The 21,786-nt window shown below is 68.8% G+C and carries 18 protein-coding genes; 9 read left to right on the forward strand and 9 right to left on the reverse strand.

The annotated features are described in order from the left end of the window. Positions 1 to 238 precede the first annotated feature (238 nt). Both E3O44_RS10690 and E3O44_RS10695 read left to right on the forward strand, forming a co-directional pair. Positions 239 to 1,048 carry an HAD family hydrolase gene (locus tag E3O44_RS10690; protein ID WP_134534705.1) on the forward strand — a complete coding sequence of 270 codons (810 nt, stop codon included), beginning with the start codon at positions 239 to 241 and terminating at the stop codon, positions 1,046 to 1,048. Then, complete coding sequence (locus tag E3O44_RS10695) at positions 1,045 to 3,564, forward strand: glycoside hydrolase family 65 protein (RefSeq protein WP_134534706.1); 2,520 nt, start codon at positions 1,045 to 1,047, stop codon at positions 3,562 to 3,564. The genes E3O44_RS10690 and E3O44_RS10695 overlap by 4 nt, the downstream gene beginning before the upstream one ends. 18 nt (positions 3,565 to 3,582) lie before the next feature. On the opposite strand, the gene E3O44_RS10700 is transcribed toward E3O44_RS10695, so the two are convergent. The 3 genes from E3O44_RS10700 to E3O44_RS10710 form a co-directional block, all read right to left on the reverse strand. Next, positions 3,583 to 5,142, reverse strand: coding sequence for an SLC13 family permease (locus E3O44_RS10700; protein WP_134534707.1), 1,560 nt, complete (start codon positions 5,140 to 5,142; stop codon positions 3,583 to 3,585). 12 nt (positions 5,143 to 5,154) lie between these two features. Then, positions 5,155 to 6,810 (reverse strand): MFS transporter, encoded by a 1,656-nt coding sequence (locus E3O44_RS10705; protein WP_134534708.1) that lies wholly within the window; start codon positions 6,808 to 6,810, stop codon positions 5,155 to 5,157. A 98-nt stretch (positions 6,811 to 6,908) separates the two neighbouring features. Then, positions 6,909 to 7,934, reverse strand: a complete 1,026-nt coding sequence (locus E3O44_RS10710; protein WP_134534709.1) for an SDR family oxidoreductase — start codon at positions 7,932 to 7,934, stop codon at positions 6,909 to 6,911. Between the two features lie 60 nt (positions 7,935 to 7,994). Between E3O44_RS10710 and E3O44_RS10715 the strand changes: the two genes are divergently transcribed. Next, a complete protein-coding gene (locus E3O44_RS10715; protein WP_134534710.1) occupies positions 7,995 to 8,405 on the forward strand; it encodes a nitroreductase/quinone reductase family protein in 411 nt (136 codons plus the stop codon). A 7-nt stretch (positions 8,406 to 8,412) separates the two neighbouring features. On the opposite strand, the gene E3O44_RS10720 is transcribed toward E3O44_RS10715, so the two are convergent. The 6 genes from E3O44_RS10720 to E3O44_RS10745 form a co-directional block, all read right to left on the reverse strand. Then, positions 8,413 to 10,824 (reverse strand): ATP-binding cassette domain-containing protein, encoded by a 2,412-nt coding sequence (locus E3O44_RS10720; protein WP_134534711.1) that lies wholly within the window; start codon positions 10,822 to 10,824, stop codon positions 8,413 to 8,415. A 96-nt stretch (positions 10,825 to 10,920) separates the two neighbouring features. Then, a complete protein-coding gene (locus tag E3O44_RS10725) occupies positions 10,921 to 11,982 on the reverse strand; it encodes a D-2-hydroxyacid dehydrogenase (RefSeq protein WP_134534712.1) in 1,062 nt (353 codons plus the stop codon). A 17-nt stretch (positions 11,983 to 11,999) separates the two neighbouring features. Then, complete coding sequence (locus E3O44_RS10730; protein ID WP_134534713.1) at positions 12,000 to 12,977, reverse strand: sugar kinase; 978 nt, start codon at positions 12,975 to 12,977, stop codon at positions 12,000 to 12,002. Between the two features lie 10 nt (positions 12,978 to 12,987). Beyond that, positions 12,988 to 13,764 carry a sugar phosphate isomerase/epimerase family protein gene (locus E3O44_RS10735; protein ID WP_134534714.1) on the reverse strand — a complete coding sequence of 259 codons (777 nt, stop codon included), beginning with the start codon at positions 13,762 to 13,764 and terminating at the stop codon, positions 12,988 to 12,990. Then, positions 13,761 to 15,065 carry an MFS transporter gene (locus E3O44_RS10740; protein ID WP_134534715.1) on the reverse strand — a complete coding sequence of 435 codons (1,305 nt, stop codon included), beginning with the start codon at positions 15,063 to 15,065 and terminating at the stop codon, positions 13,761 to 13,763. Before E3O44_RS10740 ends, E3O44_RS10735 begins: the two co-directional genes overlap by 4 nt. Before the next feature lie 86 nt (positions 15,066 to 15,151). After that, positions 15,152 to 16,105: a LysR family transcriptional regulator gene (locus tag E3O44_RS10745; protein WP_134534716.1), complete on the reverse strand. Its 954-nt coding sequence runs from the start codon at positions 16,103 to 16,105 to the stop codon at positions 15,152 to 15,154. A 114-nt stretch (positions 16,106 to 16,219) separates the two neighbouring features. Here E3O44_RS10745 and E3O44_RS10750 point away from each other — a divergent pair, with 114 nt between their 5' ends. From E3O44_RS10750 to mdcE, 6 genes are read left to right on the forward strand one after another with little or no spacing between them, the layout of a single operon-like run. Then, complete coding sequence (locus E3O44_RS10750; RefSeq protein ID WP_134534717.1) at positions 16,220 to 17,173, forward strand: AEC family transporter; 954 nt, start codon at positions 16,220 to 16,222, stop codon at positions 17,171 to 17,173. A 23-nt stretch (positions 17,174 to 17,196) separates the two neighbouring features. Continuing rightward, positions 17,197 to 18,858 (forward strand): malonate decarboxylase subunit alpha, encoded by a 1,662-nt coding sequence (gene mdcA / locus E3O44_RS10755; RefSeq protein ID WP_241976247.1) that lies wholly within the window; start codon positions 17,197 to 17,199, stop codon positions 18,856 to 18,858. Beyond that, the gene (locus E3O44_RS10760) at positions 18,858 to 19,778 is read left to right on the forward strand and encodes a triphosphoribosyl-dephospho-CoA synthase (protein WP_134534718.1); all 921 of its coding nucleotides are present in this window, start codon (positions 18,858 to 18,860) and stop codon (positions 19,776 to 19,778) included. Before mdcA ends, E3O44_RS10760 begins: the two co-directional genes overlap by 1 nt. Next, on the forward strand, positions 19,778 to 20,116 hold the full coding sequence (mdcC, locus tag E3O44_RS10765) for a malonate decarboxylase acyl carrier protein (protein WP_134534719.1): 339 nt from the start codon (positions 19,778 to 19,780) through the stop codon (positions 20,114 to 20,116). Before E3O44_RS10760 ends, mdcC begins: the two co-directional genes overlap by 1 nt. Continuing rightward, a complete protein-coding gene (locus E3O44_RS10770; RefSeq protein ID WP_134534720.1) occupies positions 20,113 to 20,958 on the forward strand; it encodes a biotin-independent malonate decarboxylase subunit beta in 846 nt (281 codons plus the stop codon). Before mdcC ends, E3O44_RS10770 begins: the two co-directional genes overlap by 4 nt. Continuing rightward, on the forward strand, positions 20,955 to 21,785 hold the full coding sequence (gene mdcE, locus E3O44_RS10775) for a biotin-independent malonate decarboxylase subunit gamma (protein WP_134534721.1): 831 nt from the start codon (positions 20,955 to 20,957) through the stop codon (positions 21,783 to 21,785). The genes E3O44_RS10770 and mdcE overlap by 4 nt, the downstream gene beginning before the upstream one ends. The last annotated feature ends 1 nt before the right edge of the window (position 21,786 follow it).

The following is a 21,786-nucleotide window of genomic DNA, read 5'->3' on the forward strand; positions in this document are numbered from 1 at the left end:
TTGTCTGACTTCTCTCTGTGTGCGTTCAACGTTGAATCGTTTCACTTATAGAAAGTCTACTCGCCGGAGGGCATAGGGTTGTTGTGTACTCAGGCGCAGGCCCACCCCGGACCCGGTGGACACGCGTCGCTCGCGATCCTCGTCACCGCCGCCGAGATGTCGACACCCGGGCGAATACATCCCCCACCATTCCCCGGCGCCTCCATTTTCAGGCATCTATCGAGAAGAGCTCCCGTCTATGACTTCTCCGACCATTCCCCTTTCGCCCGCCCAGGCCCGCGACCGACTCCTCGGCCTGCGCGGCGTGCTCTTCGACCTCGACGGCGTGCTGACTCCCACCGCCGACGTGCACATGGTCGCGTGGTCCCGGCTCTTCACCCCGTTCCTCGAGGACCAGGGCGTGAGTCCCTCCTATAGTGACGCCGACTACTTCAAGTACATCGACGGCAAACCCCGCTATGACGGCGTGCGCAGTCTCCTCGCCTCGCGCGGCATCACCCTGCCAGACGGCGACCCCACGGATGCCCCCACGCAGGACACCGTGTGCGGCCTCGGCAACCGCAAGAACGCGGCTTTCAACGAAACCCTTGCGGAAGAGGGAGTGACGCCGTACCCGGGCTCGATCGCGTTCCTCGACTACGTGGTCGCCGCGGGGCTGCAGGTCGCCGTGGTCACGAGCTCGCGCAACGGCGAGCTCACCCTCGCGGCAGCGGGCATCCGTGGACGCTTCGAGACCCTGGTCGACGGCAACCTCGCCGCTGAACGCGGACTCGCCGGGAAGCCCGCACCGGACACCTACCGGCTCGGCGCCGAGCTCCTCGGCCTCACGGTCGCGGAGTGCGTCGTGGTCGAGGACGCTGAGTCCGGCGTGCAGGCCGGCCGCGCCGGTGATTTCGGACTCGTCCTCGGTGTCGACCGCGGCGTCGGTGCGCATATCCTCCTGGACGCCGGAGCCGATATTGTCGTCTCAGACCTCGATGAGCTGGTGCCTCAGCCTCCCGAGCTCAGCCCGTCACCCGAAACCGCACCGCAGGAGGCCACCGCATGAACGTGACTGACGAGGCCATCCTGGACCCTCTCGACCGCAATCGTTTCCCGGTCGACGAGTGGGCGCTCGTCGAGACGGCGTTCACCGGAGCGGACATCGGTCGCACCGAGACGCTCTTCGCGGTCGGCAACGGCTACCTCGGCCTGCGCGGCAACGTCGACGAAGGCCGGGACGGCCACGTGCAGGGCACCTACATCAACGGTTTCCACGAGACCTGGCCGATCCGGCACGCGGAGGAGGCCTTCGGTTTCGCCCGCGTCGGCCAGACGATCGTCAACGCACCCGACGCCAAGATGATCCGCGTCTACGTCGACGACGAACCACTCGTGCTGACCCTCGCCGAGCTGCTCAGCTACGAGCGCCGGCTCGACTTCACCACCGGCATCCTCTCGCGCTCGCTCGTCTGGCGCACGCCGTCGGGCAAGCGCGTACTGATCCGGTCCCGCCGGATGGTGTCGTTCACCGACCGGCACCTCGCGGTCATCGACTACGAGGTCACCATGCTCGACGCGGATGCCTCCGTCGTGATCTCGAGCCAGATCCTGAACCGTCAGGACGGGATCAGCGAGTACGACCGGCCCAAGGGCTCGACGACGACCGACTGGGACCCGCGCAAGGCGGAATCCTTCACCGACCGGGTGCTGCAGCCGCGCTTCAAGCGTGCATCCGGCGGCCGGTACATCCTCGGCTTCCGCTGCACGAACTCCGCGATGACGATCGCGTGCGCCGCCGACCACGAGATCGAGACCGCCAACGAGTACGTCGAGTCTTCGGCGATCGGAGACGACCTCGCCAAGCACGTGTACACGATCAAGGCCAAGCAGGGCAATTCGATCCACATCACGAAGACGCTCAGCTACCACACCTCTGCCGGCGTGCCCACGCACGAGCTCGCCGACCGCTGCGACCGCACCCTCGACCGGGCGCGGGACGAGGGCGTCGAATCGTTCATCGCCCGTCAGCAGGAATGGCTGACCGACTTCTGGGCGCGCACCGACGTGCAGCTGCCCGGGCAGCCCGTGCTGCAGCAGGCCGTGCGCTGGAACCTGTTCCAGCTCGCCCAGGCCTCGATGCGCGCCGACGGCCAGGGCGTCTCCGCGAAGGGTGTATCCGGGTCCGGCTACGGCGGCCACTATTTCTGGGACACCGAGGTCTACGTACTGCCGTTCCTCACATACACCTCGCCGAACGCAGCCCGCAATGCGCTGCGCTTCCGGCACGGGATGCTCGACAAGGCCAGGGACCGCGCGACGGAGCTCAACCAGCTCGGCGCCCTGTTCCCGTGGCGCACGATCAACGGGCTCGAGTCCTCCGCCTACTACGCGGCGGGCACGGCCCAGTATCACATCGACGCCGACATCGCCTATGCGCTCAGCCAGTATGTGGCCGCGACCGGCGACGAGGACTTCCTCGCGCGCGAGGCCATCGACATCCTCGTCGAGACGAGCCGGATGTGGGCGGACCTCGGCTTCTGGCGCGGCAACGGGCACGGCAACGACGTGTTCCACATCCACGGCGTCACCGGGCCGGACGAATACACGACCGTCGTCAACGACAACCTGTACACGAACATCATGGCGCGCTCGAACCTGCGGAACGCCGTGACCGCGGTCCGCCGGCTGCGCTACATCGACCGCGACGCCTACGATGCCATGGTTGCCCGGCTGAACCTCCTCGACACCGAGGTCGCCGAGTGGGCATTCGCCGCGGAGGCGATGCACATTCCCTACGACAAGGGCCTCGCCATCCACCCGCAGGACGCGCAGTTCCTCGAGAAGGAACGCTGGGACCTGTCGCAGACGCCGCCGCAGAACCGGCCGCTGCTGCTGCACTACCACCCGCTCGTGATCTACCGCTTCCAGGTGCTCAAGCAAGCGGATGTCGTCCTCGCGCTGCTCCTGCAGGGGGACCAGTTCACCCCGGAGGAGAAGCTCGCCGACTTCGATTACTACGACCCGCTCACGACCGGTGACTCGACCCTGTCCGACGTCGTCCAGTCGATCATCGCCGCCGAGGTCGGGTACCACGAGCTCGCGCTCCGGTATTTCACCTCCGGCCTGTTCGTCGACCTCGCCGACCTGCACCACAACGCGGCCGATGGCGTTCACGTCGCATCCGCCGGCGGTGTCTGGAGCGCCCTCGTCTACGGATTCGGCGGCCTGCGCGACCACAACGGCCGGGTCACCCTCGACCCGCGACTGCCGGAAGGCTGGGACGGGCTCACCTTCCGGATCACGCTCAAGGGCACCCGGCTCCGGATCGACCTCAGGCAGGGCGAGGTCGAAGTGACCGTCGAGGCCGGTGTCGAAGCGAAGCTCGCCGTGCGCGGTGCGCCGGCGTTCACCGTCCGTCTCGGCCAGCCCGTCATCGTTCCGCTCGAGCACCAGGGTGCCCGCACGCCAGGGGCACCATCGCCGGCCGCGATCGAGGGCGGGCGTCGCGACGACGGCACCGTGATCACCTCGTCGATCCCGACGATCGCCCACCTGACCGACTTCATGGACCAGGTCGACTGACCCGAACTGGCGGATAGGTCAGTGGAAGGGCCAGAAGACGGGCACGAGCAGTGTCGCCACGAGCAGGAAGAGCACGACGAGCGGTAGCCCGAGCTTCCAGTAATCGCCGAACCGGTACGCCCCGGGGCCCAGCACCATCGTGTTGGCCGGGGTCGCCACCGGCGTGAGGAATGATGCGGCCGCGGCCACGGCGACGGCCATCAGGAGCGGCAGGGGGGAGATGCCGGTCTCGCCGGCGATCGCGATCGCGATGGGGGCGATGATCAGCGCCGTTGCCATGTTGCTGATCAGCTGGCCGAGCACGACGGTCACGCCTGCGATGCCGAGCACGAGCAGGTACGGGCTCGCACCGCCGACGGCGGACACCAGGCCGCCCGCGATGAGGTCCGCGGCCCCGCTGACCTGGATCGCCGTCGACAGCGGGATCATCCCGCCGACGAGGATGAGCGTCGTCCACGAGATCGCGCGGTGCGCCTGCCCGATCGTCAGCACCCGGAACAGCACCATCGCGGCTGCTGCCGCCAGGGCGGCGAGCGCGGCGGGCACGATGCCGGTCGCGAGCAGGATCACCATCCCGAGCAGCACGACGAGCGCCGTCCGTGCCCGCGGGCCCATCGGGACTGCCTGCCGGCGCACGCTCTGCGGGGAGTCGACGACGACGACGCCGGGGTCGGCGGAGTTCTTGTCGAGGGCGTCCCAGGTGCCGCGGAGCAGCATCACGTCGCCGGCGACGAGGGTCGCCTCGGTGAGGTCTTCGCCGGCTCGCTGGATGGCGATGACGACGAGCTGTCCGCTCGAGGTCACCATGCCGGTGAACACCGTCGCCCCGACGAACGACGACCGCGGCGGGACGACGATCTCCGTGACGCCCTTCTCCCGGCTGAACAGCGACTCGGGATCGTCGAGCGAGTACTGGGCGGCCAGGGTGTGCGCGTGTTCGCTGAGGTCCCGCGGTGCGAGCTTCGCGGCTCGTTTCGGCAGGAGCTTCGGTCCGAGCAGCACCGTCACCAGGATGGTCCCGACGACGAGGGGGACGCCGACGAGGCCGAATTCGAAGAACCCGATCGGGCGCTGGCCCGCAGAGACCGCGAGTTCGGCGATCAGCACGTTCACCGGGGTCCCGGTCAGCACGAGGAGCGATCCGGCATGCGCGCCGAAGGCGAGCGGCATCAGCAACTGCGAGGGCGGCTCGCCGATCCGCATCGCGAGCACGACGACCATCGGCAGTAGGGCGGCGACGGCCCCGTTGACGCTGATCAGGGCCGTCACGAGGGCGACGAGCACCATCACGAGTGTCACGATCCGCCAGCGCCGGGTGCCCGCCCGCCGCACGAGCTGCTGGCCGGCCCAGGTCGTCACTCCGGTCGCATCGAGGGCCTCGCTCACGACGAACAGCGCCGCGATGAACACGATCACGGGGTCGCCGAAACCGGCGAGGGTCTGCTCGGCGGAAAGCACGCCGGTGACGACGAGGGCGAGGGCAACGCCGATCGCGACGAGTTCGACCGGCAGCCGGTTCCAGACGAACAGCACGACCGCGGCGAGCAGAACGACGAGGGTGACGACGATGGGATCCACGGGTACCCGCGCTCAGCTCGCCGGCTCGGTTTCCGTCCCGCTCGAGAGCGCAGCGGGGATGTCCCCGGGAACGTAGTCGGGCATCCGCCCCGCTGGGATGATCGCGAGGAGTGCGATTCCGGCGAGCCCGAGCAGCGACACCTGCAGGGCGCGCAACCGGGCGTCCTCGTTGATCGCGATACCCTCCGCGATCTGGTCCGGGGTGGCGGATGTCTGGCCGAGGACCGCCTCGAGCTGGTCGTTCGTGACGAAGTTGACACTGTCGAGGGGGACCTGCGCGGTCAGTTCCGGCGGCAGGTTCTGGCTGCTCGCGACGCTGGACGCGACGATCGTGCTGAGGATGCCGACGGCGAAGACGCTGGCGACGGCGATGCCCACGCTCCCGGAGATGTTGTGGACGAGGCCGCGCCAGGCGCCCACGTCGCCGGCGAGGCGTTTCGGGGCCGCGGAGAGCAGGGTGTTGAACACGAGGGCGACGATCGCCCCCTGCCCGAGTCCGAGGACGATCAGCCCGATCACGACCGCGAACTGCTCCCATTCGTTCCGGATCGTGAAGGCGAGCAGGGTGAGCCCCGCCGCGACGACGACGAAGCCCACCCGGCCGATCTGGTGCGGCGGGTACCGCTTGTACAGGGTGGCCACGACGGAGCTGGCGATGAAGATCGAGAGGGTATACGGGATGATCGAGATCGAGGTCTGGAAACTGGACCGACCCTGCACGATCTGGATGTACAGCGGGATCAGGAAGTTCGCTGCGGTCCCCACGAAGAGCATCGCGGCCATCGCGAAGGTCGTCGCCTTCTCGGACCCGGACTTCAGCACCTCGAGGTCGAAGATCTGCGGCAGGTGCGCGGCCTTCCGCCGACGCAACCACACGAAGAAGGCCTGGCCGCCGATCGCACCGAGCAGGATCAGGATCGGTGCGGGCGAGACCCCGAGGACGGTGAACGGCGCACTCGGCGTGGCCAGGATCACACCCCAGGAGTTCAGGCCGCTGAACCCGAAGCTGAGCAGGATGATGGATCCTGCCGCGAGGACGGCCCCGACCCAGTCGATGACGACAGCGGGCTGGGGCGGCACGACCTTCAACCGGAAACTCAGCAGCAGGTTCACGGCGGCGAGCACCACGATCAGGGCGAAGGAATACCGCCAGCCGATCGTGGACGCGAAGGTTCCCGCGATGAGGAGCGCGAGCACACCGGCCGCGGGAATGGCCGCCGCGAGGAACCCGATCGAGCGGGCCTGCTGCTCACCGGAATAGTTGGCCGCGATGAACACCACGAGCGCCGGCGCGATCAGTGCGATCACCGCACCGGACGCGGCCTGCGCGATGAACAGCATCGCAGGGCTCACGCTCAACGCCACGGCCGCCATCGCGAGACCGTGGATCACGACCGCGATCTGGAACACCCGGCGGGAGCCGAACTTCGCGCCCAGCTTCGCGCCGAGCAGGATGAACGCCGCCATCGCGAACGTGCCCGCGGTGATCGCCGTCCCCACGCTCGTCGCCGGAGTACTCAGATCCGTCGTGATGCCCTGCATCGAAACCGTCAGCGCATTCACCGCGAACGACGCCTGGATCTGGGTGAGCACCACTACGACCAACGGCAACCACGACGCTGCGAGCGCCGGCGGGGCGGCGGCTTCCGGTTCGATTCCTGCGGACATCGTGAAGGCTCCTCGCTACTCCGTCTGCGTTCGACAACACATTAGGGGGTGTCGCGCGCGGGCGAAAGGGCCAGGTGATGCCCGTCAGTACGATCCGCTCAGAGGAGCCGAAGTGCGAGGAGGCTCTCCGCGGTGGCGAGGACGGCCTCCTCGTTGGATCGAGGCTCCCAGCCGAGCATCCGCCTGGCCTTGTCATTCGAGGCGTTCCGTGTCATGCCGAGTTGCGGGGCGACCTGACGGAGCGGGGCGCTGAACGGGGCGAGCACCCGGACGAGCCAGGACGGCAGCACCCGGCGGGGCACCCGCCGGGCGACATCGCCGAGGTTCGACCTCAGCAGCGCGGCGATCTCGGGAAAGGTCATCGGGGGTCCGGCGACGGCGAGGAACCGTTCGCCGGGTGCGAGCGGGCTCGTCATAGCGAGCACGTGCAGGTCGGCGACGTCGCGCACGTCGACGACGTTGGTCTGGATCCGCGGCACCGCAGGCACCGCGCCCGTCAAGAGCCCGCGGAGGAGTTCGACGGAACTGGAGAGGTCCGTGCCGAGCACGGGCCCGAAGATCCCGACGGGGTTGATCACCGTGAGTTCGAGCGCGCCACCCTCCCTCGCGACGAAATCCCAGGCCGCACGTTCGGCGATGGTCTTGGACTTGACGTATGCGCTCACTGCACCGGTCGGGTCCGTCCAGTCGTCTTCGGTGAACGGGCGGTCCGGATGCTGGGCGCCATAACCGACGGTGGCGAACGAGGAAGTCAGCACGACCCGCCGCACGCCGGCATCCCGTGCGGCCCGGAGCACCCGGAGCGCTCCGTCCCTGGCGGGGACGATGAGCTCGTCCTCGTCCGCCGGCTCACGCGCGGGGAAGGGCGAGGCGACGTGCAGGACGAAGGCGCAGCCGTTCACGGCCTCCGCCCACCCGGCGTCGGAGAGCAGGTCCGCGACGGTGAAGGAGAGGGCGCTGCCGGCATCCGCCCCGCCGTCAGCGACCATGGCGCGCACCTCCGGCTCGCGGCCGAGGGAGCGCACCGTCGTGCGCACCCGGTAGCCCGCGTCGAGGAGCCGCACGATGCAGTGCGCGCCGACGAAGCCAGACCCTCCGGTCACCAGAACCAGTTCGCCCGTCATGAGTTCCTCTTCCCGTTGTACTATCCCTGCACCGGCGGCGCGTCGACGAGAGGCAGTCTAGTGAGCGACTTCAATGAACAGATCATCTCGGAGTTCCGGGAGAACAACGGCCACGTCACCACGGCCGGGTTCGGGTCGAATCTCGTGCTCCTCCATACGACGGGAGCACGCACGGGCGTCGAGCACGTCAGTCCGGTGATGTCCATCCGAGACGGGGACGCCTGGCTCGTGGTCGCCTCCGCCGGCGGCCGGCCCCGGCATCCGGCCTGGTATTTCAACCTGCTCCAGCAGCCGGAGACCTCTATCGAGACCCCGGAAGGAACGGTCGCGGTCACCGCGACCGATTTGGACGGCGAGGAACACGCCAGAGCCTGGGCGAAGATCATCGCCCGCGCGCCGGGCTTCGCCGGGTACCAGGAGCGCGCCGTCGAACGGCGGATTCCGGTGCTCCGGCTGGTCCGAAACCCCTGAGCTACGCCTATTCCTGCAGTCGCCGTGCGAGATAGGGGGCCGTCCGGCTGCCGTCGTGGGCTGCGACGACCTCAGGCGGACCGGCCACGAGGATGAGCCCGCCCGCGTCGCCTCCGGACGGGCCGAGGTCTATCACCCAGTCCGCCGCCGCGATGACGTCGAGGTTGTGTTCGACCACGATGACGGTGTTGCCCGCGTCGACCAGGCGGTTCAACTGGGCGAGCAGGAGCTGGACATCCGCCGGGTGCAGGCCCGTTGTGGGCTCGTCGAGCAGGTACAGCGTGTGGCCGCGGCGGGCGCGCTGGAGTTCGGATGCGAGTTTGATGCGCTGGGCCTCGCCACCGGAGAGCTCCGTGGCGGGCTGGCCGAGGCGGAGGTAGCCGAGTCCGACCTCGCGGAGGGTCTCGAGGCTGCGGGCGGCGGCAGGCACGTCCGCGAGGAACCCGGCCGCGTCGTCGACGCTGAGGCCGAGGACGTTGGCGATGGTCTTGCCGCGGTAGCGGATCTCGAGGGTCTCCGGGTTGTACCGGGAACCGTGGCAGGCCGGGCACAGGGCGTAGCTGCCGGGGAGGAAGAGGAGTTCGACCGTGACGGAGCCCTCACCCAGGCAGGTCTCGCAGCGGCCGCCGGCGACGTTGAAGGAGAAGCGCCCGGCCCCGAAACCGCGGCTGCGTGCTGCGGGGGTCGCCGCGAAGGTCGTGCGGACCGCGTCGAACAGGCCGGTGTAGGTGGCGAGGTTCGAGCGGGGGGTGCGGCCGATCGGCTTCTGGTCGACGGTGACAAGGCGGTCGACGGGGCCGTCGGCGACGATCTGACTGATCAGGGTCGATTTTCCGGAACCCGATACTCCGGTGATCGCGGTGAGCAGCCCGAGCGGGAACTCGGCGTCGAGCTTCTGCAGGTTGTGCACGCTGACCCCGTGCAGGCCGAGCCAGGCGTGCGGTTCCCTCCGCGCCGGCACCGGGAGCACGGCATCCGCCGGGTCTTCCGGATCTGCACCGGGGAAGAGGAAGCGCCGGGTCACCGACTCCGGGACCCCGGCGAGCCCGGCGATGGGGCCGCTGTAGAGCACGTCACCGCCACCGGTCCCGGCGTGGGGCCCGACGTCGACGACCCAGTCGGCGGCGCGCACGACATCCATGTTGTGTTCGACGACGAAGACGGAGTTGCCGGAGGACTTGAGTTGCTCGAGCACGACGAGCAGGGGTTCGGCGTCGGCGGGGTGGAGGCCTGCAGACGGTTCGTCGAGCACGTAGACCACGCCGAAGAGTCCCGACCGCAACTGGGTCGCGATCCGAAGACGCTGCATCTCGCCGGGCGAAAGCGTCGGGGTGGGGCGCGAGAGGCTGAGGTAGCCGAGTCCGAGGCCGACCAGGACCTCGATGCGCGCGAGCAGGTCGCGGCTGATCGTGGCTTCGACCCCCGCGGATGCCTCGCGCCGTTCGGCGGAAGCGGCCTGCGTGAGCGGGCGCAGGGTCTCGGCAACGTCGGTGAGCGGCAGCCCGGCCAACCGGGCGATGGAGAGCCCAGCCACCGTCACGGCAAGGGCGGCGGGCGTGAGTCCGGTCCCGTCGCAGACCGGACACGGCCCGGACTCCACGAACCGGAGCGCGCGCTCCCGCTGGCTCTGGCTCTGCGAGTCGGCGAGGGTGTGCAGAATGTAGCTCCGGGCGCTCCAGAACCGGCCCTGGTACGGCTTGGCGATCCGGTCGCGCTGCGGCGTGATCTCCACGACGGGCTGCTCCTCGGTGAAGAGGATCCAGTCCCTCGCCTCGGCCGGCAGGTCGTTCCACGGCACATCGACGTCGTAGCCGAGGGTGATCAGGATGTCACGAAGGTTCTTGCCCTGCCAGGCCCCCGGCCAGGCCGCGACGGCGCCCTCGCGGATGCTGAGGGTCCCGTCCGGCACGAGGCTCGCGCTGGTCGGAATGTGCGCGATTCCGAGCCCGTGGCAGCGCGGGCAGGCCCCGGCCACGGTATTGGGCGAGAAGGAGTCGGATTCGAGTCTGGGCGCATCCGCCGGGTATGTGCCCGCACGGGAATACATCATGCGCACGGAATTCGACAGAGTGGTCAGGGTCCCGACCGTCGACCGTGAGCTCGGGGTGCCGCGCCGTTGCTGCAGCGCGACGGCGGGTGGCAGGCCGGTGATCTCGTCCACCTGCGGGGTGTGGCCCTGCTGGATCAGCCGGCGGGCGTAGGGGGCCACCGATTCGAGGAACCGGCGCTGGGCCTCCGCGAAGATCGTGCCGAAGGCGAGCGAGGACTTGCCTGAGCCGGAGACGCCCGTGAAGGCCACGATCGCGTCGCGGGGAACGTCGACGTCAACATCCCTCAGGTTGTTCTCCCTGGCGCCCCGCACCCGCACGAAGCCGGAGGCTGGAGAGACGGACGGGAGTGAAGGGGTCGCAGTACGCATTCGTCCGACCCTAGTCGCCGCACCTGACTGCTCGCCGGGTCGGGCGACCTGTCGGGCAACCCGTCGGGCAGCAGGTCGGGCAGGTGACCAGTCGGCTCAGTAGAACTCGACGGTGTTCACGACATTGCGGAGGGGGAGGCCGTCGAGGAAGCGGGTCGCGTTGTCGGCGAAGAGTTCGGCGATCCGGCGTTCCTCGCCGGCGTCGAGCGCTGCGGTGTGCGGGCTGATCACGACGTTCGGGAAGTCCCAGAGCGGGCTGGCCGGGTCGAGGGGTTCCTTCGCGAACACGTCGAGGGCCGCGAACCCGATCCGGCCGGACTCGAGGGCGCGGATGAGGGCGTCCTCGTCCACGACCGTCCCGCGGCCGATGTTGACGAGGGTCGTTCCCGGTCGGACGGCGGCGAAGACGTTGTCGCCGACGAGTTTCAGGGTCGCGGCCGTTCCCGGCAGGGCGACGACGATCGCGTCGGCACGGGCGGCGGCGGCCGCGAGGTCGTCGGTGTGGACCAGTTCGTCGACGAAGGGAACGGGAAGGTCGTCCCTGCTGGTTCCGATGGTGCGCATCCCGAGCGCCTTCGCGAGCCGGGCGACCTCGCGGCCCACTCCGCCGAGCCCGACGACGAGCACGGTCTGGGCGCGCACCTGGCCGAGGGCCCTGCGCTCGGGCCACAAGTGCGCGCGCTGATCGCGCTGGAGCACGGGCAGTTGCTTGGCTCCGGCCATGATGCCGAAGATCGCGAATTCGGCGAGCGGGCCACCGTGCACCCCCGCGGAGGTCGTGAAGACGACCCGGTCGAGATCGGCCTGGCCGAGGCAGGCGGCCTTGACCTGCGAGCCGCCGCCGGCCGCCATCACCTGCACCCAGCGGAGTCCCGGATTCGCCTCCACGGTTCGATGGAGTGCGGCCGGGTTCACGTCGGGGATGCCGAAGAGCACGTCCGCCGAGTCGAGCATCCGCTCGAAGTCGGCCTGCTGTTCGGCCGTGCGCCGGAAGGCAGGGTCGCCGCGGTAGTCGGCAGGGCGCCGCATCGGCGGCAGCAGCGTCTGGTCGCGCACGAGCTCGACGCGCGGCTCAGTCCGCTCGATCAGCAGGCAGAGTTCCTCGCTGAGCGGTGTCGCGACGACGACGCGGAGGAGTGCGGGTGTTGTGGTGGTCATTCTGTCAGTCTCCCTGATCACACGGATGTCGGCGCATGCGCCTCGAGGAATGTAGCGAGTCCGGCCCGATCGGGCAGGCCCTCCTGGTCACCGCGCGACGTCGTGGCGAGCGCACCGACCGCGCCGGCGCGGTAGACCCACTCGGCGGGCGGGAGCCCGTCGAGTGCCGCGCTGAGCAGCCCGGCGGAGAAGCCGTCGCCGGCGCCGACCGTGTCGACGACCGAGACCGCGAAGGGCGGGCAGCTCGCGTGCGTCCCGTCGGCGGCGAAGAGTTCGGCGCCGCGGGACCCGGCCTTGACCGCGACGACCGTGACGCCGCGATCGAGGTACCAGCGGGCGATTCCCGCCGGGGTGGTCTCTCCGGTGAGGATGCGCCCCTCGCTCATGCCGGGCAGCACCCAGTCCGCCTGCACGGCGATCGTGTTGATCGTGCGCACCATGTCGTCGGAGTCGGCCCAGAGGCTGGGGCGCAGGTTCGGGTCGAAGCTCACGGTCGCTCCGGTTTCACGTGCAACATCGACGGCCTGGGCCGCGAGACCACGTGGTCCGGCGCCGAGAGCGAGCGGGATCCCGGTCAGGTGCACGTGCCCGGCGCGGCGCACGTAGGCGGCCGTCGCGTCCGTCGGCGCGAGCGTGCGTGCCGCGGAGTGCGACCGGAAGTAGACGACGAGCGGATCCTCGTCCTCGCCCGGCCGGTTCTTCAGCTGGAACCCGGTCGGTTCGATCGCGTGCAGGTCGACCTCGCCGACATCGATGCCGTTCGCCTCGAGCTGCTGCAGGGTGAATTCGCCGAATGGGTCGGTGCCGAGCCGGGTGACGAACCCGACGCTGTGGCCGAGCCGCCGCAATCCGACGGCGACGTTGAATTCCGCGCCCGCGAGCCTCCGGACGAAGTGGTCGACCCGCGAGAGCGGCCCGGATTCCTCGGCGACGAACATCGCCATGATCTCGCCGAAGGTGACGACGTCGAAGTCCCGCTGGACAGTGTTGGACATGGGGTTCCGTTCAGTCGTGTGTCAGTTCGGCGAGGACCCGGCGGACCTTCGCCAGTTCGCTCACCGCGGTGGCCCGATCGGGGATCGGGTATTCGAGAACGACGGGAACGTGGCTTCCGATCTCGCCGAGCACGGTGCGCCAGTCGACCTCGCCCTCGTCGAGCAGCACGGAGTGCAGCCCGTCGAGGCTGTCGATGTCCTTCAGGTGGAAGACCGTCGCGTATCGGCCGAGCTCCCGGGCGGCGGCGACGGGATCCACGCCGGCCCAGAGCCAGTTCCCGGCATCGAACGTGTACCCGATCGGCACGTTCCTGGTCTGCAGGTCGAGCAGGAGCGCCGACACGATATCCAGTCGTCCGTTCCGTTCGGTCTGGTCGTTCTCGATCGTGACCCGGGCGGATGCTGCGCGCAGGACCTCGGCGAGGCTCGCGGTGTCCTGCAACTCGTCTCCGGGCTCTCCGATGTTCAGCTTGACGCTGAGGGCACCGAGCGCCTCCGCTTCGGCGAGGTACCCGTCCAGCAGGGACGACGCCTCTCCGTCGACGAAGAGCGATTCGGGGACGGAATAGTAGACCTCGAGTCCGGCCGCTGCCGCCAGACCGGCGATCGAGAGCAGTTCCTCGTGCCTGGCCGTCGGCTCGGACGCGAGGTACTCGCGACGGATCTCGATTCCGGCAGCCCCGAGGTCCCGCACCTCGGCGACGAGGTCGGCCTGAACGGTGCCGGCCGCGTCCAGCGCATCCTTGTAGACCATGGTGTTGACGAATACCCGCCGTGAGCCGGTCACTGGAGGGCCGGTGCGCTGGGCGAGGCGGCAGGGATCGTGCCGTGCGGCGTGAAGTCCGGCGTCCTGACGGCCTTCACCAGGATCGTGAGCACGACCGCGATGATCAGCGACAGGGCCATGAAGATGTACGACGCATCGTTCGACCCGGTGACGTTGTTGAGGAAGCCGACGAAGTAGGCGCCCGCGAACGATCCGAGTGCGCCGAAGCTGTTGACGAGCGCCATCGCACCGCCCGCGACGTTCTTCGGCAGGATCTCGGGGACGATCGCGAAGAACGGCCCGTACGGGGCGTACATCGCACCGCCGGCGATCACGAGCAGGATGAACGAGAGCCAGAAGTTGGACGTTCCGACGAGGTAGGAGGCGTAGAAGGCGACCGCCGCCACCAGGAGGAACGGCCAGATGAAGAGCTTCCGCTTCAGGAGGCGGTCGGAGAAGAACGAGGCGACGACCATCAGCACGGTCGCGAGCAGGTACGGGATCGCCGTGAGCCAGCCGATGACCACGATGTCGAAGGACGAGGCGGTCTTGATGATCGAGGGGAGCCACATCACGAAGCCGTAGACGCCGATGCTCCAGAAGAAGTACTGGATGCAGAGCTGGATGACGGCCTTCTGCTTGAATGCCTCACGGTAGTTGGGCACCGCGTGCAGTCCGACCTGTTCCCTGGCGAATTCGTCGTTGATGTCCTTCTTCTGGCCTGCGGACAGCCATTTTGCGTCGTTCGGGGAGTTGTCGATCATCCGCAGCCAGACAAACGCCCAGATGATCGAGGGGAGACCCTCGATGATGAACATCCAGCGCCACCCGACGCTGTTGACGAGGTAGGCCGAGACGACGGACATCCACAAGACGGTGACCGGGTTGCCGAGGATCAGGAAGGTGTTGGCCTTGGAGCGTTCACTGCTGGTGAACCAGTTGCTGAGCAGGATGAGCATCGCGGGCATGATGGCCGCCTCGACGATACCGATCGCGAACCGGATGACGAAGAGCACCCAGATGTTCGTGACGATGCCGATGCAGCTGGCCAGGATGCCCCACAGGATCAGCGCGTAGAAGATGAGTTTCTTGGCGCTCCGTCGCTGGGCGTAACTCGCGCTCGGCACCTGGAAGAAGAAGTAGCCGAGGAAGAACAGCGCCGCCAGGAAGGCCGAAGCGCTGGCCGTGATGTTGAGGTCTTTCGCCATTCCCGCTGCGGCGCCCAGGCTGTAGTTCGACCGGTCCAGGTACGCGAGGCTGTACGTGATGAAGATGACCGGCATGAGCCGTGACCATCGGGATGATGCGAGTTTCTCGCCCATGACTGAATCTCTTCCTTGAGAAGTACCGCAGGGCACACGTTCCGCTGGATGGAACATTATTTACTCTGACGGAATTCAGCCTACGCTCAGGAATCGAGCAGGTCGGCCACACCGGGATATCGGGCCACGAGTTCCTCGGCGTTGTCGCGGAAGGATGCGCCGACGGGGCCGAGCCTGCGATGCAGGTCCCAGGCGATGCCGATCTCCCGCGAGGCGTTCGGAGACGCGATCGGCACGTTCACCACCCGCGGGTTGACCGAGGTGTCCGTGGGCAGGATCGCGATGCCCAGGCCGCCGGCGACGTAGTCCCGCACCGTGCGTGCGTCGTCTGCCTCGAGCAGGATCCGGGGAACGAATCCGGCCTCGTGACAGAGCGCGTCCGCCTGCTGCCTGGTCGAGTAGCGGGAGTCGAGCGACAGGAAGCTCTCCTCGGCCGCATCGGCCAGATCCACCGCGTCGAGCCCCGCCAGCCGGTGATGCGCAGGCACGACCAGGCTGAGGGTCTGCCGCCCCAGCCGAAGCCAGCCATACCGGGCGGCGGGGCGTGGCCCCACGACCACGATATCGAGCCGGCCGGCTTCGAGGTCGTCGAGGAGTTCCGAGCTCGCGCCTTCCCGGTGACTGACCAGGACTCCGGGCGCCTGGGCGTGGAAGGAGGACACCAGCTCCCCGACGATGGTGGGACCCAACGACCGCAGGAATCCGAGAGCGAGCGACTGCGGACGCGCCTCGCTTCTCAGGTCTTCGAGGGCGGATTCCAGGAACGTCGCCGCTCGCGTTGCCGCTGTGGCCAGCGCTACCCCGTCCGGCGTGAGGCTGATCTCGCGACCGACCCGGCTGAAGAGAACGATGCCCAGGTCGCGCTCCCAGCGCGCCATCGTCCGGCTCAGGGTGGGCTGGCTGACCCCGCTGGCGGCGGCGGCACGCGTGACATTGGTGTCGGCAAGCAGGGCGGCGAGCTGGGCGAGGGCGGGAGCCAAGCGTGCGACCGGCCCCGGCGGGACATCCGCTGGGGACGAGGCCTCACGATTCTCATTCATTTCTGCATGAATGCTAACACCCGCGCATTGGATCGGCCGCTACGGGTCGGAGGAGTGTTGCACCAGTCAGTTTCATGAGAGCTGTCGAAGCATGTTTCTCGAAAGGTACTTCCTATGGCCCTCACCATTGCCGGCGCGCTGCTGCCGGTCTTCTTCGTCATGGCCCTCGGCTATTTCGCCGGCAAGCGCCGCATCGTCGACAACAGCAACGTCACCAGCATCAATCACCTGGTGATGCTCTTCGCCCTTCCGATCTCCCTGTTCACTTCCATCGCGTCGACCAAGCGCGAGGTGATCCTGGACAACTGGTGGCTCGCCCTCGTGCTGCTGGTCGTGATGGTCATCACATACGCCATCGTCTACTGGCTCCAGATCAGGTTCTACAAGGTCAGCCCGAGCACCGCCGCCGTGCAGTCCCTCACCACCGCCTTCCCGAACTACGCCTCGATCGGGCTCCCGCTCACCGCCGTTGTCTTCGGCCCCTCGGCAGCCCTCGCCGTTGCCGTCGCCATCGCCGTCGGTTCGGTGACGATCTCGCCGTTCACCCTGGCACTCCTCGAGAATGCCCGCGCGACCGCCTCAGGCGAGACCGGATCGACGGGACGCCGGTTCCTCAAGGCCCTCGGAACGTCCGTGCGCAAGCCCATCTTCGTCGGACCGGTGCTCGGCCTGATCTGGGCGCTGATTGCACTCCCGATGCCAGACCTCTTCTCGACCACGCTCCGTGAGATCGGTGGGGTCGCCGCCGGCGTCGCCCTCTTCCTCACCGGCCTCATCCTGTCCGCACAGGCCATCCGCGTCACGGGCAACGCCGTCGTGTCCACCCTCATCAAGAACGTGGCCCAGCCCCTGATCGGCCTGGGCGTCGTGCTGCTGCTGCACGTCCCCGAGCCGTTCGCCTCGCAGGCCCTGTTGCTCCTCGCCATCCCGAGCGGGTTCTTCGGAATCCTGTTCGGCATCGGCTACAAGGAGCGCCCGGCGGTCTCGGGCTCAACACTCGTGCTCAGCAGCCTGCTGTCCATCGTCACCCTGTCCATCGCCATCCTGTTGCTCGCGCCCGGCGCGTAGCAGCCAGAACCTAAGGAGAAATCGTGAATTCCACCAACGATATGCGCTGGCAGATGCGCCGCGCGCGCAAGCTCGAACGGCTGGCTTCTGTCGGCTCCCTCGCGAACGGCCGCGTCGTCGAGACCGGCAACCTCGTCGCGTTCCTCGAGGCGGTCCTCCGCCCCGGCGATACCGTCGCCCTCGAGGGCAACAACCAGAAGCAGGCCGACTTCCTGTCCAGGGGGCTTGCCGAGGTCGACCCCGGCCGCATCAACGACCTGCACATGCTGATCTCGTCGATCTCGCGCCCGGAGCACCTCGACCTCTTCGAAAAGGGCATCGCGTCCCTCGTCGACTTCTCCTATGCCGGAGCCCAGTCGACCCGGGTCGCCACCCTCCTCGCCGACGGAACGATGAAGGTCGGCGCGATCCACACCTATCTGGAGCTCTACGCCCGGCTCTTCGTCGACCTGATCCCCGACATCGCCCTCGTCGCGGCGGACAAGGCCGACCGGAACGGCAACCTGTACACCGGACCGAACACTGAGGACACCCCGACCATCGTCGAGGCCGCCGCCTTCCGCAGCGGAATCGTGATCGCCCAGGTCAACGAACTCGTCGACGGCGTCGACGATCTGCCCCGCGTCGACATCCCCGGGTCCTGGGTCGACTTCGTCATCCCGGCCGACCGGCCCTTCCAGATCGAGCCGCTCTTCACCCGCGACCCCAGGAAGATCACCGACGTGCACGTGCTTCTCGCGATGCTCTCCATCCGCGGAATCTACGAACGCCACCAGGTCACCACGCTCAACCACGGGATCGGCTTCGACACCGCCGCGATCGAGCTCCTGCTGCCGACCTATGGCGAGAAGCTCGGGCTGCGCGGAAAGATCGCCCGCAACTGGGCGCTCAACCCGCACCCGACCCTGATCCCCGCCATCGAATCCGGCTGGGTCGACAGCATCACCTCCTTCGGCGGCGAGGTCGGCATGGAGCGCTACACCGCGGCCCGGTCCGACATCTTCGCGACCGGCCACGACGGCTCCCTGCGATCGAACCGGATGATCTCGCAAGTGGCCGGCCTGTACGCCACGGACATGTTCATCGGGTCCACCCTTCAGCTCGACCCGCTCGCCAACTCGTCCACCGTGACCCGCGGGCGCCTCTCGGGCTTCGGGGGCGCCCCGAACCTCGGCAGCGACCCGCACGGACGCCGGCACTCCTCTCCCGCCTGGCTGAGCCTGAGCGAGGGCGAAGGTCAGCTCGGCGTGAAACGCGGCCAGAAGCTCGTCGTGCAGATCGCCGAAACCTACGGCGCCGGAGCCACTCCGCGCTTCGTCGAGCATCTCGATGCCGTCGAAGTCGGCACCGCGGCCGGAATGCCGATCGCCCCCGTGATGATCTACGGAGACGACGTCACCCACGTGGTCAGCGAAGAGGGCGTCGCCTACCTCTACAAGGCCCGCGATCTCGAGGAGCGCCGCCAGGCCGTGACCGCCCTGGCCGGAGCCGGTCCGGTCGGGTCAGAGTCCACGCCGGAACAGCGCGCCCAGTTGCGCCGCGACGGCATCCTCGCCCTGCCGGAAGACCTCGGCGTTCGTCGCTCCGATGCGAGCCGCTCACTCCTGGCCGCCAAGAGCATCGAAGACCTCGTCACCTGGTCAGGCGGCCTCTACGATCCCCCCGCAAAGTTCCGGAGCTGGTGATGTCCGGGTTCCTCCAGGCACCGGTCCTCACCGCTCCGGGAACGACCGGCACCGTCGACCCGGTCGGCCCGGCACATCTGGCCGACTTGGCTGACCTGGCCGTCGACGCGCTCGTCGCGGAGGCCACGCTGACCCCCAAGCCAGGTCTCGTCGACCTGCGCGGCGGCGGCGCCCACCACGACATGGACGTGGGCACCATGGTCCGCTCGGCGGAAGCCCTGCGAGACACCTTCGCAGCGATGGCCGGCGCCGGGCGCGACGGTGTGTTCGACCAGCCGCTGCGTGAACGCCTCGCCGCGCTCGGTCGTGAGGGTGAGCAGCGGATGCTCGACGCCACCAACGGCGTCAACACCCACCGCGGCGCCATCTGGGCTCTCGGCCTCGTCAGTGCGGCCGCCGCCGCAGACCCGGCCGCGGGCAGCGCGCGGATCCTCGACCGTGCGGCGACCATCGCCCGGTTCGCGGACCGCTTCGCCCCCGACCCGAGTACGCCCGGTTCTCGGGTGCGCAGTCACTACCGCGTGCCCGGCGCCATCGGTGAAGCGAGGGCGGCATTTCCGCACGCAGCCCTCGCGCTCTCGACGCTGCGCGCGGGTCAGGCCGTCGGTGCGAGCGAGCCGACGACACGACTGGATGCCCTCAGCACGATCATCGCTCGGCTCGACGACACCTGCCTCCTGCACCGGGGCGGCCTCGCCGGGCTGCGCACCGCCCAAGCCGGCGCTGCGGCCGTTCTCCGAGCGGGCGGAGTCGCCACCACCGCCGGATCGCACGCGCTCAGACTCCTCGACGACCGGCTCCGCAGGGATCACCTCTCGCCCGGCGGCAGCGCCGACCTCCTCGCCCTCGCGCTCTTCCTCGAGGCCATCGAGGACGCTTCCCCATCCACTCATCCCACCCATTCCCGGAAGGAATCCTGATGCAAACCATCAGCATCGATTACCCGGCCGCTGAGAAGCTCTCACGTCCGGTCCATGTGGGCGCCGTCTCATCCGGCGACCTCGAGATCATCATGATCCCCCTGCCCGGCGGCAGCACCGCCACCGTCGCACTGCGCACGAGCGTCGACGGCTTCGACACCATCTGGCGCCGCGTCCTCGACCGCTTCTTCGCCGAGTCCGCGCTCGTCGCACACTACGAAATCAACGACTTCGGGGCAACGCCCGGGATGGTCTCCCTCCGCCTGGCCCAGGCCCTGGAGATCGCCCGCGAGGATCCGGACGCCGGCCAGACCACGACCACCGGAGGTGCACGATGACCCGCCCCGTAGCCCAGCCCTTCACCGAATTCCGCGCCCGCGACCGGGTGCGTGCACTGCTGGATCCCGGAACATTCCGGGAGATCCTCGACCCGTTCGCCCGGGTGGAATCGCCGCACCTCGCCCTGCAGGGCATCGTCCCGCAGGGTGATGACGGGGCCGTCATCGGCCGCGGAACCATCGACGGCGTCTCCGCCGTCGTGGTCGCCCTCGACGGCGCCTTCCAGGGCGGCGGCATCGGCGAGGTTTCGGGCGCCAAGCTCGCCTCGTCCCTCGAACAGGCCGTCAACGACAACCGCAACGGCACGCCCACCCGCGCCGTCATCCTGCTGGAGACCGGCGGCATCCGCCTGCAGGAGGCCAACCTCGGCCTCCTCGCCATCTCCGAGATCCATTCGGCGATCGTGGAACTGCGTTCCTTCGGACCGGTCGTCGGAGTCGTCGTCGGCACCGTCGGCTGCTTCGGCGGCATGGGTATCGCAGCAGGGCTCACCAGCCACCTGATCATGACCCGCGGAGGGCGCCTGAGCCTCAACGGACCGGAGGTCATCGAGACCGAAGCCGGCATCGAGGAACTCGATTCCTCCGACCGGGCCGGAATCTGGGCCATGATCGGCGGCGCCCAGCGCGTCGCCATCGGCCAGGCCGAAACCCTCGTGGACGATGACGCCGATGCGGTCGCCGCCGCGGTTCGCGACGTCTACCGCACGGCACCTGCGACGGCCGTTCCCGCGCGCTCGACCCGGATCGCCGCCGGACGCCGCCTCCTCGCCGCGGTCGACCCCACCGGTCGACCAACACCCACCGACATCCGAAACCTCAGCACGGGAGGCTCCCTGTGAGCACCGCATCAGCATCTCCGTTCGGCACCGCCTGGTTCGGCGCCCTCGCCAGCTCGTCGACCGCCGTTCCGGGGCTCCCCGGGTCGCTCCGGGTGGGCATGATCGCACTCGACGGCGGCGAGACGGCCGTTCTCCTCGCGGTCGTCCCCGACGCGGATGCCCGTTTCCCTCGGGCGCGTTCCGGTGAAGTCGGTCTCGAAGAGGGTTACGCCCTCGCCGAGGTGGTCACCGGAATCGTCGCCGCCGATGCGGGGACGGACTCGCGTCGCCCCATCGTCACGGTCATCGACGTGCCGGGACAGGCATACGGCTACGTGGAGGAGCTCGTCGGTATCCACCAGTCGCTCGCCGCATCGACGAACGCCTTCGCAACGGCGCGCCTCGCCGGCCACCCGATCGTGAGCCTCATGGTCGGCAACGCCATCTCGGGAGCCTTCCTCGCGACCGGGCTGCAGGCCAACCGCCTGGTGGCGCTCGACCACGACGGCATCGCCGTGCAGGTCATGAGCAAGCAGTCCTCGGGGCGCATCACGCGCCGGTCCATCGCCGAGCTCGACGCGGTCGCGGAGAAGTTCCCGGCCACCGCGTACGACGGCGCCTCCTTCGCCAAGCTCGGAGCGCTGCACGACCTGGTGCACGTCGAGTCGCCTGCCGCTCCCACCGCCGCGGACGTCGCACTAGTCACGACCTCGGTCTCGCTCGCCGTCGCATCCGTGCGTTCCGGCTCGAGTGATCTGCGGTCGCGTCTCTCGTCACCGGAGGCCCGAACGGTTCGGGCCTCCTCGGTTCTCGTGCGCCAGCGCGTCGCCGAGGCTTGGGACATCTGAC

It is taken from the genome of Cryobacterium algoricola (assembly GCF_004402485.1).
Classification (GTDB): domain Bacteria; phylum Actinomycetota; class Actinomycetes; order Actinomycetales; family Microbacteriaceae; genus Cryobacterium; species Cryobacterium algoricola.

Coding starts and splice junctions, on each gene's coding strand:
- E3O44_RS10690 (WP_134534705.1), top strand. CDS start 239: ATGACTTCTCCGACCATTCCCCTTTCGCCCGCCCAGGCCCGCGACCGA.
- E3O44_RS10695 (WP_134534706.1), top strand. CDS start 1,045: ATGAACGTGACTGACGAGGCCATCCTGGACCCTCTCGACCGCAATCGT.
- E3O44_RS10705 (WP_134534708.1), bottom strand. CDS start 6,810: ATGTCCGCAGGAATCGAACCGGAAGCCGCCGCCCCGCCGGCGCTCGCA.
- E3O44_RS10710 (WP_134534709.1), bottom strand. CDS start 7,934: ATGACGGGCGAACTGGTTCTGGTGACCGGAGGGTCTGGCTTCGTCGGC.
- E3O44_RS10720 (WP_134534711.1), bottom strand. CDS start 10,824: ATGCGTACTGCGACCCCTTCACTCCCGTCCGTCTCTCCAGCCTCCGGC.
- E3O44_RS10725 (WP_134534712.1), bottom strand. CDS start 11,982: ATGACCACCACAACACCCGCACTCCTCCGCGTCGTCGTCGCGACACCG.
- E3O44_RS10730 (WP_134534713.1), bottom strand. CDS start 12,977: ATGTCCAACACTGTCCAGCGGGACTTCGACGTCGTCACCTTCGGCGAG.
- E3O44_RS10740 (WP_134534715.1), bottom strand. CDS start 15,065: ATGGGCGAGAAACTCGCATCATCCCGATGGTCACGGCTCATGCCGGTC.
- E3O44_RS10745 (WP_134534716.1), bottom strand. CDS start 16,105: ATGAATGAGAATCGTGAGGCCTCGTCCCCAGCGGATGTCCCGCCGGGG.
- E3O44_RS10750 (WP_134534717.1), top strand. CDS start 16,220: ATGGCCCTCACCATTGCCGGCGCGCTGCTGCCGGTCTTCTTCGTCATG.
- E3O44_RS10760 (WP_134534718.1), top strand. CDS start 18,858: ATGTCCGGGTTCCTCCAGGCACCGGTCCTCACCGCTCCGGGAACGACC.
- mdcC (WP_134534719.1), top strand. CDS start 19,778: ATGCAAACCATCAGCATCGATTACCCGGCCGCTGAGAAGCTCTCACGT.
- E3O44_RS10770 (WP_134534720.1), top strand. CDS start 20,113: ATGACCCGCCCCGTAGCCCAGCCCTTCACCGAATTCCGCGCCCGCGAC.